The sequence below is a fragment of the Candidatus Methylobacter favarea genome (genome assembly GCF_902806695.1).
Taxonomy (GTDB): Bacteria; Pseudomonadota; Gammaproteobacteria; order Methylococcales; family Methylomonadaceae; genus Methylobacter_B; species Methylobacter_B favarea.
On the sequence record NZ_CADCXN010000074.1, the window covers coordinates 16352 to 31322 of the forward strand.

At 49.1% G+C, this 14971-nt stretch carries 12 protein-coding genes and 1 pseudogene; 3 read left to right on the plus strand and 10 right to left on the minus strand.

Going from position 1 to position 14971, the window contains the following annotated elements:
* Positions 1-266: 266 nt before the first annotated feature.
* From HUX64_RS11765 to lexA, 10 genes are all read right to left on the minus strand, one after another.
* Positions 267-3149 (minus strand): type III restriction-modification system endonuclease, encoded by a 2883-nt coding sequence (locus HUX64_RS11765; protein ID WP_217426511.1) that lies wholly within the window; start codon positions 3147-3149, stop codon positions 267-269.
* Positions 3150-3408: 259 nt separating this feature from the next.
* On the minus strand, positions 3409-4512 hold the full coding sequence (locus HUX64_RS11770; protein ID WP_174626426.1) for a Fic family protein: 1104 nt from the start codon (positions 4510-4512) through the stop codon (positions 3409-3411).
* A 9-nt stretch (positions 4513-4521) separates the two neighbouring features.
* On the minus strand, positions 4522-4707 hold the full coding sequence (locus HUX64_RS19245; protein ID WP_217426512.1) for a hypothetical protein: 186 nt from the start codon (positions 4705-4707) through the stop codon (positions 4522-4524).
* On the minus strand, positions 4704-6458 hold the full coding sequence (locus HUX64_RS11775) for a site-specific DNA-methyltransferase (protein WP_217426513.1): 1755 nt from the start codon (positions 6456-6458) through the stop codon (positions 4704-4706). Before HUX64_RS11775 ends, HUX64_RS19245 begins: the two co-directional genes overlap by 4 nt.
* Positions 6459-6473: 15 nt before the next feature.
* Positions 6474-7226 (minus strand): DUF4391 domain-containing protein, encoded by a 753-nt coding sequence (locus HUX64_RS11780; RefSeq protein WP_174626427.1) that lies wholly within the window; start codon positions 7224-7226, stop codon positions 6474-6476.
* Positions 7223-10450: a helicase-related protein gene (locus HUX64_RS11785; protein WP_246247007.1), complete on the minus strand. Its 3228-nt coding sequence runs from the start codon at positions 10448-10450 to the stop codon at positions 7223-7225. The genes HUX64_RS11780 and HUX64_RS11785 overlap by 4 nt, the downstream gene beginning before the upstream one ends.
* A 26-nt stretch (positions 10451-10476) precedes the next feature.
* Complete coding sequence (locus HUX64_RS11790) at positions 10477-10668, minus strand: ribbon-helix-helix domain-containing protein (RefSeq protein ID WP_174626428.1); 192 nt, start codon at positions 10666-10668, stop codon at positions 10477-10479.
* A 203-nt stretch (positions 10669-10871) separates the two neighbouring features.
* Positions 10872-11543, minus strand: a complete 672-nt coding sequence (locus HUX64_RS11795; protein ID WP_174626429.1) for an SOS response-associated peptidase — start codon at positions 11541-11543, stop codon at positions 10872-10874.
* Between the two features lie 21 nt (positions 11544-11564).
* On the minus strand, positions 11565-11711 hold the full coding sequence (locus HUX64_RS11800) for a hypothetical protein (RefSeq protein ID WP_174626430.1): 147 nt from the start codon (positions 11709-11711) through the stop codon (positions 11565-11567).
* Positions 11712-11725: 14 nt separating this feature from the next.
* Entirely contained in the window at positions 11726-12352 is a 627-nt protein-coding gene (gene lexA, locus HUX64_RS11805) for a transcriptional repressor LexA (RefSeq protein WP_174626431.1), read from the minus strand.
* Between the two features lie 172 nt (positions 12353-12524).
* Here lexA and HUX64_RS11810 point away from each other — a divergent pair, with 172 nt between their 5' ends.
* The 3 genes and pseudogenes from HUX64_RS11810 (at position 12525) to HUX64_RS20450 (ending at position 14190) form a co-directional block, all read left to right on the plus strand.
* Positions 12525-12908 carry a LexA family protein gene (locus tag HUX64_RS11810; RefSeq protein ID WP_343034395.1) on the plus strand — a complete coding sequence of 128 codons (384 nt, stop codon included), beginning with the start codon at positions 12525-12527 and terminating at the stop codon, positions 12906-12908.
* Positions 12908-13932 (plus strand): annotated as a pseudogene (locus tag HUX64_RS11815) (Y-family DNA polymerase); the annotation flags it as partial. The gene HUX64_RS11810 and the pseudogene HUX64_RS11815, both read left to right, overlap by 1 nt.
* Before the next feature lie 9 nt (positions 13933-13941).
* Positions 13942-14190, plus strand: coding sequence for a DUF4113 domain-containing protein (locus HUX64_RS20450; protein ID WP_425484258.1), 249 nt, complete (start codon positions 13942-13944; stop codon positions 14188-14190).
* The last annotated feature ends 781 nt before the right edge of the window (positions 14191-14971 follow it).

Below are 14971 nucleotides of genomic sequence, written 5' to 3' on the forward strand. Positions count from 1 at the left end.
ACTTAGCTGAGATATTAGCGTCGCTGCATAAAGCAGGGCGTCAGATAATTTGTGCTGTATAAGACCCTGCTCTAGCCAATCTCTTGTGCCGACGGTTACCTTATTCATACGAGTCCGAGGGTCTTCACATCAAGCTTGGGGAAGATAATCGTGGTGTTCTGAGTGTTCTGGAAAAAACGATGATCACCTGCTCTGGAACATCTATTTTGCAAAGGATTAAGGAATAACCTACAAATGTCCGTTTGTAGGTTATTACAGATATTACTTTACCCTGAGACCTTATCCATAAACGTACCGAAACTATCCGCCACGGTAAACCCGACTGTTTCTCCCAACACTTTGAAGTGCTCCCGGCCACAATCGATTTTGGCTTTCTCTACGGGGCGGAGGAATTTGCCCAGGATGCTGCCCTTGGTTTCAACGACAAAGTAAAGCTTTTCGCCGTCCTCATGATCGACCAGGACCGCCCAATCCGGGTTGTAATTGCCTAACGGAGTTTCAATCTTGAACCAACCAGGCAATTTCGCATAAACCTTGACATCCTTGCTCTGCTCGAACGATCTGGCGAATTCCGCTTCCACTTCGGAATCGTAGACTACATGGTCATAGACCGATTTTTGGGCTTCCAGCATGTTTTTGTTGAGGTAGCCGACCAGCTCTTTATCCTGAAAAAGCTCCTGAGCGTAGAAGTGCTCATCCCCGATTTTTTCATATTTTATGCCATCGACAATGAAATGATGCATTTGGCTCTTGATAATGGCGCTGACCTCATCCACGAATTTCTGCGGATTGTTTTTGAAGTCCTGTAAGCGCCCGCATTGCGTGAGAATTTCAACCAGGGTTCTCCGTGTCAGATTGGTTTCATTCTGAAGGTAACTGACAATATCCGGCAACGCATAATCTTTCGCATCGTAAACATGCCGGGATTCATGGATTTTATCCATCGTTATGCCACCGCGCTCAATTTTGGCGGTACCTTTTCCATAAACAAACTTGGCTTTGCCGACGACCAGATCGTTTTTAATCTGCTCGGCACATTTGTTGACGAGGTCATCAATATCAAACTCCACCCTGAACGTCGTCTTGTATTTGATACGATCCCAGAGCTGCTTAAATTCTTCGCCGAGATAAACCGCTTTATTGAGAGCCACCAGCTTTTTGTCGCCGGCATTTTTGATGTTCAGGTTGCCTGATACTTTTTTGAGCGCCGCTGTAATCAGGGCGGCATAACTTTGGAGATCTTCAGGCAGGTCCATCTTGTTTTCCTTGATGTCGGTGCGCAGCTTGTCCTGAACCTTGCCGTTCTTGTCGATATAGTGGGCGTCAAACAGGTAGCCCCATATCTTTTCAGAAGTTTCCGCTCCCAAAAAGGCTTGTTTTTGGTCTTCGGTTTCGATCACGATATTGGCGAACAGGTGCTTTTCGACCACGCCGAATTTAATGCCTTCTTCCTCTTCGATCTCCCGCTGTAGCTGGCTGACAAAATCCTCATAGGATTCATTAGCCATGACGGTCAAGGTATTCACCTCGAAGCCATGCACCCGTTCCCCGTCCTGATTGACCGCGATCCGCAGGCCGCGTCCAATTTCCTGCCGTTTTTTGATTACCGACGCGGTTTCATTGAGCGTGCAAATCTGGAACACATTCGGATTATCCCAGCCTTCTTTCAGCACGGAATGGGAGAAAATGAACTTCAATTTGGATTCGAAGCTGAGCAGTTTTTCCTTATCACGCATGATAAGCTGATAAGTATCCTCGTCCAGCTGGGTGACACCGCTTGTATCTTTATACTGGCCTTTGCTTTTGCCGGATTTATCGATCGAGAAATAGCCGTCATGCACCGCCTCGACCAGGCTTTCGGTATCAACTTCTTTAAACAGGGAATTGTATTTCGGCTTTTTGATCAACTGGCGATATTCTTCCTCAAACATCAGCGCATATTTGCCCTTCTGCGGGTTCCCGTCTTCATCGTAAAAACGGTAGTTGGCTACCTTATCGATAAAGAACAGGCTCAAAACCTTAATGCCTTTGGGCGTGAGTTTCAGTTCCTTGTCCAGATGCTCTTCAATGGTTTTACGGATTTGCAGCCGTTTGTATTCATCCGGATTCACGTCGCCGACCAAAGCGCCCAAGCGGATAATCTCGGGCTTGCTGGTGAAATCGATATATTCGTTACCGGGTTCGCAATAAATATCATTGACCACATAGCCGTCATACACATCCCGGCCAACGGACAACTCCAGCAGGTCAGTACCGCTTTTCACTGTCTGAACGACGCGCTTTACCTCGCCGTTTTGCATCTTGTCGAATTCGATCTTCGCGGTAATCGGGCTTTTCTTATGATCGACGCTCAGCAGCTTTATATAGGCTTTGTTGTGGCCGTCCTTCACCTGGATTGACGCCACCTCGATCTGCTTGACCAACTTGCGCTCATAAGCATCGATGGAATCGAGCTTATACATCAGATTGTATTTTTCTTTATGCGTCGCCGAATAGCGGATCGTGCAGAGCGGATTGAGCGAGGCAACCGCTTCCTTGGATTTGGCCGTCGTATCCACGCTTTGCGGCTCGTCGATAATGACAATCGGCTTGGTGTCGCGGATAAACTCAATCGGCTTCATGCCGCTCATGCGGTCATTGGGCCGGTGAATGATATTGGCTGAGGTCTCTTTGTCCGGATCGGTAAAACTTTTGCGGAAGGCGTCGATGTTGATCACCATGATCTGGATGGCGTCATTGGTGGCAAAGCTACGGACTTCGCCCAGTTTCGATGAGTCGTAGACAAAGTAGTCATACGGCGTATTGTCGTAATGCTCCTTGAAATGCTGCTCGGTGATTTGCAATGTTTTATAGACGCCTTCCTTAATAGCTACACCCGGCACCACGATAATGAACTTGGTAAATCCGAAGCGTTGATTCAATTCAAAGATCGTGCGCAGATAGACATAGGTCTTACCGGTCCCAGTTTCCATTTCAATGGTGAAGTCTCTGGATGCGAGTTCGCCGGTTTGTTTCAGGCCATTCTTAAGCTGGATGCTGCGAATGTTCTCCAGCAATTCGTCATCGAGCAGATCAAGCTTATTGCCGATACCCAGCTCCGACTGACTGGCAAAAATATCGATTTGCGGGCCTTGCCTGAGGGTCGTCACCTAAAATTGGTCTGAAGCGTATCCTGGCCTTCGAAAATATCGGTCACGGCGTTGATTGCATCGCGTTGAAAGTCCAGATCCGCGTTGAATTGTAATTTCATTATTGATTCCTTTTTGCCTACAAAGCCAGGTAAACCGTGGCTTGAAGCTTTTCATGTATTTTGTGTCCAACAAATCATCTACAAAACATTTTGTGTCCGATATTTTTAGTTTGGCCGGACACGAATCTTTTTGCGTCTCAACTGTCGGACACAAAAGCTCAGAGTATTTTTCTGCCTTCGGCAATGTTTAACAACTCTGAAAACGCCAAAGTCGCTGGCCGACTACCGCTTGCCTCTTGAATGACTTTCAAATGCCCGGATTCCCGGATTTGCCGTATTAAAGGCAACAGCGTCTGTTTGGGAATATCGGTGCGTTTGACCAACTCGGTCGTTTGAAAAATCGGCCGATCAAACAATGCGTCGAGTATCTGGATTGAATATTGTGAATGGGTGATAGAGACAATGCGTTGTTTCATCGCTTCATACAATGCCAGGATTTCGTGAACTTTCTTCGCATTTTCAGTCGCCTGCACCGAGATGGCCTTGAGAAAAAAAGCGATCCAGCCGTCCCAGTCATCGGCTTGTGATATTCTCGCCAGCCCTTCGTAATAGGCATCGCGGTTTTCTTCCAAGTAGGCGCTCAAGTAAAACATCGGCGAGGCCAACTTTTTCTTTTGATAGAGAAATAATGGAATAAGCAGGCGTCCGATGCGCCCGTTGCCGTCTTTAAAGGGATGGATCAATTCAAATTGGGCATGAACAACCGCCAATTGCAACAATGCATCGATATCATTGTCTTGTATGTATTGAGCCCAATCGTCCAAGGCCGATTGCAACTGTAACGGCGATACCGGCACGAATGTCGCCTGATCAATCGTGCAACCTTTGGCCCCTATCCAGTTTTGGTCGCGTCTGAATTCGCCGGGTTCTTTATCCTTGCCGCGCACACTATCGAGTAGAAGCTTGTGCATTTGTCTGATTAGCGACAATGAGATAGGCCGGTCGCGCAGATAATCCGAAGCAAGCATCAACGCACGGCGATAATTGACAATTTCAAGAATATCCTGGGTTTTAAAGACATCCATCTGAATACCGGCGTCGTGCTCCAAAACCTCGTCCAAGGTCGCTTGGGTGCCCTCGATTTTAGAAGAAAGTACCGCTTCTTGTGTAGTAATGGGCGACAGTAAGACCGCAGGATTCACAATGCCCTGCAATAGCCCGTCGTATTTGGCCAGTGCCGCATTCGCTTCGCCGACTAACTCCAATAAGCGGCGATAATCGAGATTTTGCAAAGGCAATTCATGAGCGATATAAGGTTTCATGGCTTATTCCTATAGGCTCTTCACGTCGTCAATGCCGTGCTTTTTCAGGATTTGGATCGCATTGGTTTTCACCACGTCGTCCGCAAAACCGCTATCCTTGAACACGACACGCATAACCTCCGGCGCCAGCTCCTCTTTCAGACCGCCGATGCCTTCCACCACATCGAGGGTAATGGCATTATCCAGACAGATCACCAGAGCGCCAAAACCGATGGCATAAACTGTCTTGCCTTGATCTGGCGCTCCTCAATCGGAACCGTCAGATCAAGGCCGTATTTGAGCAGGATTTCATAGAGCACATCGTCTTCCGAGCGCTCCGCCTTGATATTATCCACCGTGTCAAACAGGGCGCTTTCCAGGTTGTCAAAGTCGGCATCCCAGGGCTTAATGTTGGAGGAATTGAGTTTGAAGACCTTGAAGCCAATGTTGAGATTTTTAATACCCTCCTTACCAGCATTGTCTTGCAGGATTTTTTCTCCAGCCCGGCGAATGCGTTCCTTGCCGATGTCGGCGATGGTTTTATAACCGGCTTTGTAGGCTTCAGACTTTTCATCGCAAGGCTCTGGAAGCTGCACCATGATAAATTTGTGATTGCCATTGTCTTGGGCATTTAAGTCCATGACAGCATGGGCGGTAGTACAGGAGCCGGAGAAAAAATCAAGGATCATTTCATTACCAGTTAATCCCATTCGACAAATATCTGATAATAAACTTACTGGTTTCGGAAACGACATAGCATCGCATTTGAGCAAAAATTTGACTTCTTGTGTTCCTGCTTGATTATTGTATGACTTACTGTCCCATATACTTTTTACTTTCCGAGTTCTTTCACCTCCGCTTCTTACCAGCAAATCTATTACGAATATGTCATACTCATTACGACGCTCAATTAACCGAGTTACTAGTAAGTTTTTGTCTCGTTTACATTTGTCTTTACCCCACATCCATCGACCATCAGAACCATCTGATTTTCTTGGGTATACCGCAATCCATCCATCCACTTTATCAATTGAAATTTCTTGATTCATTGGATTAACATAAATAGGGAAGTACATATCTGGTCTATCCTCACGGCGAGATGCGGCTCCTCTTTGGCGTAAACCAAGGAGTCTATAGGCGTTACCTTCATCGTCCGTCATGTTAAACTCAGCTTTTTGTTCTGCTGTTAGTGGTGCGCCCGCAATACAAGCGCATGAAATTTTCTTAGCATAAATAAGTAAGTAGTCATGCACTGACGCTACATGAGTATCCGATTGCCTTCCTCGTGGGTTGCTTTGTACTGTGACCAAAGAAACAAAATTCTCCTCTCCAAAAATCTCATCACATAATTTCCGTAAATTCGCTTCTTCATTGTCATCAATCGAGATAAAAATCACCCCGTCATCACGCAGCAGGTTTCTCGCCAGTTTCAAGCGCGGATACATCATATTCAGCCAGTTGGTGTGATAGCGGCCTGATGTTTCAGCATTGGTGCCGAACTTGCGGCCTTCGCTGTCTTTCTGGCCAGTGTATTTCAGATAGGTATCGAGATTGTCCTGATAATTGTCGGGATAGATGAATTCCTTACCGGTGTTATAAGGCGGGTCGATGTAAATCATCTTCACTTGTTTATGATAAGACTTTTGCAGCAGCTTCAGGACTTCCAGATTGTCGCCTTCGATAAACAGGTTTTTGGACATGTCCCAATGCTTGCTTTCTTCCTTGCAGGGGCGCAAGGTGCCGGTCGATGGCGTTTGCGCAATCCGGCGGGCTTGGGTTTTGCCGTGCCAGGTAAAATTGTAACGTTCCTCATCAGTTTCCAGACGATCACCAAGGGTTTCCCTGAGCTTGTCAAAATCGATTTTGTCTTCGCTGAAAATATCGGGAAACAGGGCTTTGAGTTTTTCGATATTGTCCTGAACGATATTCAGGCTGCTGCCGTCAGTGTCCCGATCCAGTTTTTCCATGCTGTTTTCCATCGTCTAAATCTTCTCTTTGTGTTGATCCAGTTCGTGAACCAGTTTTTTGATCTGCATGTTCAATTCCAGTTGCCGGTTAAACTGGCTTTCTTTCTTCAGCGCGGCCAGCAATTCTGCCAATTTGAGTTGCTTCTGCCGGATGTGATTGAGCAGATCAACCCGCTCTTCCCGCGGTAGGGCGTTATCTTGCGAATACGTCCCGCTCAGTCTTGCGCAATTGAGGGCAATGATCCGGGCCGTCAAATCCCCATAGAACGCGTAAAAATTATGGTAGAAAAACTGCGTGATAACGCAGCTTTCCAAAAAAGCCCGCTCCGGTTCCGACAGGCTCAACAAATCCAACCAGTCGGTCTCATAGAACGCTTCTACCCTAATTTTCTCACGATCTGCCCGGTTCACCCGTTTGTCGGCGATGCTCAGCGCGATGCGCGAGCCGTCGATGAAAACGATCAGCAAAGGGTAGGGGATGGCCCGCTGTATGATTTGGGCGATGCGTTTATAGTGCTTGGGGCTTTTTAGGTTGACCTGCAGAACGGCCACTTCATGATATTCCCGCTCCTCATCTTCGTAACGGGCTATGTTTATCGTTTCAGGCTTTAAAGTGTAACGCCACAGAATATCTTCAATATCATCGGCAAAGGCTTTTTTATCGGCTGCATTCAACGGCGCATTGTCATAGAAAAGCTTTTTATAAACCCGCTTCCCCAGAAGGCATGTGTCCGGTATCGCCAAGCGTTTGTAGAAATCCTCGATCACGCGGACTCTCTAATCAGAAGATAGCTGATCACTTCAAAGTCCTCGATGCCTTTGAAACTGTCCTTGGTCAACACGGTTCCGCCCCGGCTGAACAGGCTCTCGACGCCTTTTTCCTCGGCCTTGCCGATGATGCTGTTAATGGCCACTTCCAGTAGGGAACGGTATTGGCTCATATCTTTGGCGTTATGGGTATCCTGATGAAAACGGGCAACCGCTGCCGGATCGGGGTGAGGCCAGCCCAAGCCCTGTTTTTTCAGGATATCGAGTATCTTTTTGGCCTGAATAAAGTTGTATTTAATATTTCCGGCGTCGGTTATATAGACCAGGTAGTAGGGCGCCAGGGCATATGAGTCATCATGAGCCGTTTTGCCGGAAATATTTTTCAGGCAGAAAATCACGCCGGGTTCTATATCCGGATCACGCAGGGATTGATCAATGGAGGTCACGGCGTAAAGCCCGGTCGGAGCGGATTCCAAAGCGCACATATGTTCTTTCATGAAGGCCGATAAATCCATCCTGAAGTCGTTCAGGGTCAGATCGGTAATGGAAACCCCGCCCGTCATATCCTCCAGATCGACCACGTTATCCTGAAGCTGCTGAAGCTGTTTACGCCGGTATTCCAGATCGTTCATGCGCTTTTTATCGTCATATTCAATGACGTTTTCTTCGCCGGTGGCCGAAATATCCAGCAGCACCATGCGCCCGCTGACCCGTGCTTCTAAATTGATATACTCATCCAGTTCCATGTTGGGCCAGAAATTGACCAGTTGGATAGCGCTGTTTTTGGAGCCCAACCGATCCACCCGGCCAAACCGCTGAATAATCCGTACCGGATTCCAGTGAATATCGTAGTTAATCAAAAAATCGCAGTCCTGAAGGTTCTGTCCTTCGGAAATACAGTCCGTGGCGATCAATAAATCAATTTCATGGGTGACGGTAGCATCGATCATATGACGTTCTTTGGAAACCGGAGAGAACGTAGTCAATATGCTGTTCAGGTCTTTGTTGATACCAGACAGGGTGGTTTTGTTCGTCCCGGTTCCGGTTACCAATGCGGCATGAATGCCAAGGGTTTCCTTGGCCCAATCCGCTAAATGCTCATAGAGATAGTTCGCCGTATCAGCAAAGGCGGTGAACACAATCACCTTTTGATTGCCCTGGTTAACGGGATGATGGCATTTGTGCGTAATGATCTCTTTAATGCGGTGCAGCTTGGCGTCACGCTGCGCCTCGATCATACGGGCTTCATGGAGCAACGTGGTCAAGCGCCCGCGATCTTCCTCCAAATCCTGTTTCCATCGGACCGCGTCAATATCCTGAATGAGTACCTTGACCTTGCGGCCAATCAGGAAGGCGTCAAATTCTTCGGCTTCGATCTCCACATCTTCAATGCTGAGTTCCTCAATGTCGCCGCCTTCATGCGTCTCGATCTTATCGAGCAGGAAATCTATGTTGTTCAGGAGTTTTTCCAAAGTCATGGCAAAGGAATTGATCGAGCTTTCCATGCGCTTGAGCAAATTAACCCGCATCAAATGGATCAGGCTCTGCTCACGGTCCACTTGTTTGAAAACCGAGGCTCCATCTTTAACCTTCATATCGTATTTACGATTGTATTCTTCGCGCTTTTCCATGCGCACATATTTCAATGGCGCATAGGCGCTCAAATGCAGCCGCCTGATGGTCCGGTTAATCTCCCTCAGGGGCGGGAACTGGCTATCCCGGTCAATGTCCGCCTTGATATTGAGCGGCTTCAACCGTTCCGGAAACGCCCCTATTTCGGCGATGTTGTAGTATTTTTCGATATGCTTGCGGGAGCGGGCAATCGTCAGCAAGTCCAGCAGTTTGAAATAGTCGAAGTTCATTCTCTCCAGAAGAATTTCGACTTTGTGCTCTCGTCCGTCCAGTTCGAGCCACTGATTAAAACGGGTCTGGGCTTTTTTGAGGGTCTGCTCAATACTGACGATCCCCAAATCCAAAAACGCATCGTCAATGCCTTCCGTAATGAAAGCGACCTGATTTTTCAGGTCGTTCATCCGGTTATTGACCGGCGTGGCCGACAGCATCAGCACTTTGGTTTTAACCCCGGCCCGGATGATTTCATCCATCATGCGAGAATAGCGGGTCACGCCGTCCTTGCGCGGGTTGTTATTGCGGAAGTTGTGTGATTCATCGATAACAATCAGGTCGTAATTGCCCCAATTCAGGGTTTCCAGATTGATCTCGCCGGACTTTCCGGACAAGCGGGTCAGGTCTGTATGATTGAGAACGTCATAATTAAAACGGTCTCCGGAAAGAATGTTCCGCTTGTCGTTGACGGTGTAAATGGTCCAGTTTTCCCTGAGTTTTTTCGGGCAGAGCACCAGAACCCGGTCATTCCTTAATTCATAATATTTAATGATCGCTAAGGCTTCGAATGTTTTTCCCAATCCCACGCTGTCGGCAATGATGCAGCCATTGTATTTTTCCAGCTTATCAATCGCCCCCAAGACGCCATCACGCTGAAATTTGTAAAGCTTATTCCAGACCAAAGTTTCCTTGAACCCGGTTTTAGTCTTGATGATGCGCTCTTCATCGAGCTCTTCGATGAAATCCTTGAAAATATTAAACAGCGTCAGAAAATAGATAAACTCCGGCGACTGATCTTCGAAAAGCCGTCCCAGCTCAGCCAGAATGAATTCCTTTATATCGTTGACGGCTACCGGGTTGTCCCAGATCGCATTGAACCATTCCAGCAGCGCCGCCGTACTTGTTGCGTCCGTCAAACACATATTCATGTCGTATTTATTCGATTCCGAAAATCCCAAACCGGCTGTCGTAAAATGGGAGCTGCCCTGAATGGCTATGGCCTCGCCAGTTCCTTTTTGGATATGGAACAAATTCTGATTGAGAATATGCGGATTATTGACGACCTTAATATCCGCTTTCTTGGCCAGCCATTCGGCGCATTCCCTGGCAATCTGAGTTTGATGGAGCTGGTTTTTAAACCGGCGCTCGAATTCATCGCCGTTCAATGCCTGAAAATGAAGCCTGCCATCATTTGCAGCTTCCACTTTCGAAAACAGCAGGCGGACCTTGTTGATGCGGCTCAACTCCTTTTTAAGGGCATCAAATCCATAAATCGAGAACAGACCGGAAATGAGCGACAAGCGCGAGCCGCTTTGCAAACTATCTCTTAGAGCCTCCCCAACTCTGCCATTTTTCTTATTATCTAAAAGCATATTCATGCAGTTCCCTGAAACATATTCTGGACTCAGTGCCTCAAATCGATATTGATATTTTTTTCCTCTTGTCGCCGCTCCAGAAACTCCTGCATTGCCCGCCGGATCAGCCATAACGCTGAAAAACCGCTGCTTCTGGATAGATGGTTTATGCTGGCATAATCGTCCGGATCAACGCTAACCGTCACCCGAACAAGTTTCTTTTCCTTTTTCCGATTGGCCATGATTTAACTCCTAGAGGGAGTTCTCAGTAAAGTCTAGTGCAAATGTGATGCATATTTTGCCTCATTTTTTCCTATAATGGGTTCTTTATCGTTTTGTCTCATGTTTGGAAATCTTTGCAAGGCTTAAACTGGTGCAAATCAGGTACCGCTTTTCAGGACATGGAACAAAATAATTCCTTCTGTCTAGTGTTGCGATGACTTATTTACTTTATAGCTTCTAAACACTCTGCCGAATCATTTCTCGGACTATTGACCTTCGTAGTGACCGGCCAAGCCGCCATATCCCCCGCAGGATAAGGTTTAAGTAGATCTTGTAGAGCTTGCGCATCCTTGGCATCCGTTTCAAGCCAGGCATCCCAAACCTCCGGCGCAAGAATAACCGGCATGCGGTCATGGATCGGCTGCATAATTTCGTTCGCTGCCGTGACGATAATGGAACAGCTCGCCAAGTCTTCGCCTTCCGGGCTGTGCCATTTTTCCCATAAGCCGGCCAAGGCCATCGGCTCCCTGTCCTTGAGCGCCATAAACCAGGGTTGCTTGACCTTGGAACCCGCTACCGCCTGCCATTCATAAAATCCGTCCGCCGGAATCAGGCAGCGCCGGTGCCTGAAAGCGGTCCGGAATGCCGGTTTTTCGGCCACCGTTTCGGCTCTGGCATTGATCATCTTGTAGCCGATCCTGGCATCTTTGGCCCAATGCGGAATCAGGCCCCAGCGGGGCAGCGCAAAGCGCCGTTTTTCGCCTTCCTTTCGCACGATCGGAATGGTTTGCGAGGGCGCGACGTTATAGCGCGGGCGCAGCTCCGGCAGCGCTTCGGCCTTAAATCGCCGGGCCAGGGCAAAAGGGTCACTGTATAATGCGAATCGGCCGCACATAAGAGCTCCGGAACTGACTCATCACCCATACACCCCCAGCAACAAAAACAGCCCCGCCACGGCAAACTTCACTGCCCACAGGTCCAGCGGGCACTGACCGTAGTGGCGCATTATCTCTTCAACCTTGTTGACTCCGACCTGGTCCTGCATGTGAATTTTTCTTGACATAATAGTTCCCCTCTTTATTTCGACAGTAACGTGCGGTAACTGCGCATCTGCCCGATCAGCACGCCCTGGATCTCGATCTGTTCAGGCCGGTAGGCCATCGTGGCAAAGCCGGCATTGGCCGGGATCAGCAGCACCTTGTCCGGCGTCTGCTCGATATATTTCAAAGTTGCTTCGTAGTGCTCGATCAGGGCCACGACAATCTCGCCGTTGTCGGCGTAACTGCGCTGCTCGATAATGGCCCAGTCGCCATCGAATATCCCGGCCTCGACCATCGAATCACCCTGCACCTGCAACACATAGCAGGGCTTGTCGCTCTTCAGCATATCGGGCACAGCCATGTAGTGGATATTTTCCAGCGCTTCAATCGGTTTGCCGGCGGCGATCTTGCCGATAAACGGCAAGTCCTGATCAGTAACGGCCTTATCGTGTCGGGTCAGGCGGATGCCGGTCTGCTTGTGGCCGCCCGAAGGCTCAACCAGGCCCGCCTCGATCAAGGCCGAGATATGCTTGTGCAGGGATCCCCGCGAGGCCATGCCCAGCGCCGCGCACAGCTCGTCCAGCGTCGGCGGCGTCGGAAACCGGTCATAGTGAGTGCGCAGAAAATCGAAGATGTGCCGCTGTCGCCGGGTCAGTGTCTTCATGGCCGCTCCTATTGTTATTTTTTGTCAGTTTATCAAAACCCGGCTAGAATACCAGAAAAAGAGAACAAAAAGAGAACAACAATAATAACCCTTTCCCGAGCGCATTATGGATCAATTGCTTACATACGCAGGCCTGACCGACCGCTGGCTTCCAGCCCGCACTCATTGGCGGTTGCCGCTGCCGCTGTTTTTGGGCAAAGTGGCGGCCGGGTTCCCGTCGCCGGCTGATGATGACATCCAGAAAACCCTGGATCTGAACGAGCTGCTGATCAAAAAGCCTGCCGCGACCTTCTTTGTCCGCGCCCAGGGCGAATCCATGCTCGGCGCCGGCATCCATCCCAACGATATTCTGGTCGTGGACCGCTCACTCGAGCCGGTAGCGGGCAAGATCGTCATTTGCGCCCTGAACGGCGAACTGACGGTCAAGCGCCTGGCGCGTGAAAACGGGCAGTGGCAACTGAAGGCGGACAATCCGGCTTATGCCGATATTGCCCTTCACGAAGCCTTTGAGCTGGTGATCTGGGGCGTGGTCACCACGGTCATTCATGCCGTCTAATGCAACCGCTCATCGCCCTGGTCGACTGCAATAACTTTTATGTCAGCTGTGAGCGTGTCTTCCGGCCCGACCTGATCGGAAAGCCCGTGGCCGTGCTCAGTAACAACGATAGCTGCATTGTGGCCCGTAGCCGGGAAGTTAAAGACCTGGGCATCAAAATGGGCGTTCCTCTTTTTCAGATTCAACAATTGGTCAATCAGCACCAGATACAATTGTTTTCCTCCAATTACACGCTGTATGCCGATATATCGGCAAGGGTCATGTCGACCTTGGAAGAATTCGCCCCCAGCCTGGAAGTGTATTCCATTGATGAGGCGTTTCTCGACCTGACCGGCGTTTGCGATAAAGCCCCGATGGCTTACGGCCAGCGCATCAGGAAAACGGTGTGGCGTGCAACCGGCATTCCGGTTTGCGTAGGTCTTGGACCCACCAAAACCCTCGCTAAACTGGCGAATTTTGCCGCCAAGAAATGGCAACAGAGCGGGGGCGTCGTGGATTTATCCGAGCCCGTGCGTCGGGACAAGCTGATGCGCATCGTGCCGGTCGGCGAAGTCTGGGGCATCGGCTCGCGCACCCGTACCAAGCTGAACCAGCTCGGCATCAATACCGTCTGGGATCTGGCCAGGCAGCCGGCCGATAGAATCCAGGCCCGGTTCAATGGGGTGGTCGCCAGAACCGTTCTGGAGCTGAACGGCATTGGCTGCCTGGAACTGGAAGAGATCGTGCCGGACAAGCAGCAGATTGTCTGCTCGCGCAGCTTCAGCCGCCGATTAACAGCGTTTAGTGAAGTCTCAGAAGCCTTGGCCGAATATTGCAGCCGGGCGGCCGAAAAGCTCAGATATCAGCATTCGGTGACCAGCTGCATCTCGATTTTTATCCGAACAGCCCGTTTAACCCCAACGAGCCGCAATACCAGCGTACAGCCAGCTTCAGGCTTGCGTCTGCAACCCAGGACACCCGAACTATCATTGCTACCGCAAGCCGAATGCTAAAGGAGATATTTAGGCCACGCTACAACTATCAGAAGTGCGGTGTGCAGCTGAGCCATATTCAGCAGGAATCATTGCCTGGCCAGCTTGAATTGTTCGAGTTTGCCGACAATGGCCTGTCTATGGAGAATCGCCCGTTAATGAAGGCTGTCGATCAGATCAACCGGCGTTTTCCAAAGGCTATTTCTGGGGTGGCTACCGGTTTTGATAAAACCTGGAAGGCGAAGGCGGAGCGGATTTCACCGCGCTATACGACGGATTGGAGGGAGTTGGTTTGCGTGAATGCTGGTTAGAAAAAATCTTGGCGTACTATTTTTTCCGAATTCTATGACTGCCCCCTTTTCAGGAAAAAACAATCGACTGGCCACTATGAAAAAAGTCAAAGCTCCGTTGGAATCATAAATGCCGTACCCTAGACCAGAGTCAAGCGGAAAGTTAATAGACCTGAAGTTTTCGATACTGATCTCAAACTTGTCAGACGGAATCTATTCCTGGCTGGCTTTCCGATAGAAAGGAGTTGTTAATCCGCGTCCGAACAGTGTTTGCAACACATTGATTTAATATTGATGGAATATGCTGCCCATTATTTTGTGTCGTCACTATTTCAATCCGGCTGTTTGCTGAAGGATTGCACGGAACTATAGTCATTACCCCGTCTGCTGCATTAAAAATAAACCAGCCTTTGTTGGTCGCGAAAACGGCTTTTATCCTTTCTGCCTTCAGTTGCTTTAATAACCGTGTTATGCGTTCATAATCGAAGCAACTGTGTTCCGGAAATACAGCGCCATAACTCCGGTAACCGTCTGCCGCATTTTGTAGAGGCGAATTCGCTAATGTGTTCTTACAGGGCATTCGCCCATTATCTGCATCAATTTGGATCGATTCAGCTGGATGGGCATCGGGAAAAGAGGCATGCCTTTCCGGATTTCTGGTTAACTCCAGCCAGCCAACATCCAGTTGCCCTTGAACGACTTGAGCGATAACCGCTTTACGGGGACAGCTGCCATCGGCCAACGCGCAAACAAATCAGCCGCTGCTGGGTCGGCCAAATCCATTTTATTGGCGGCCAGCACA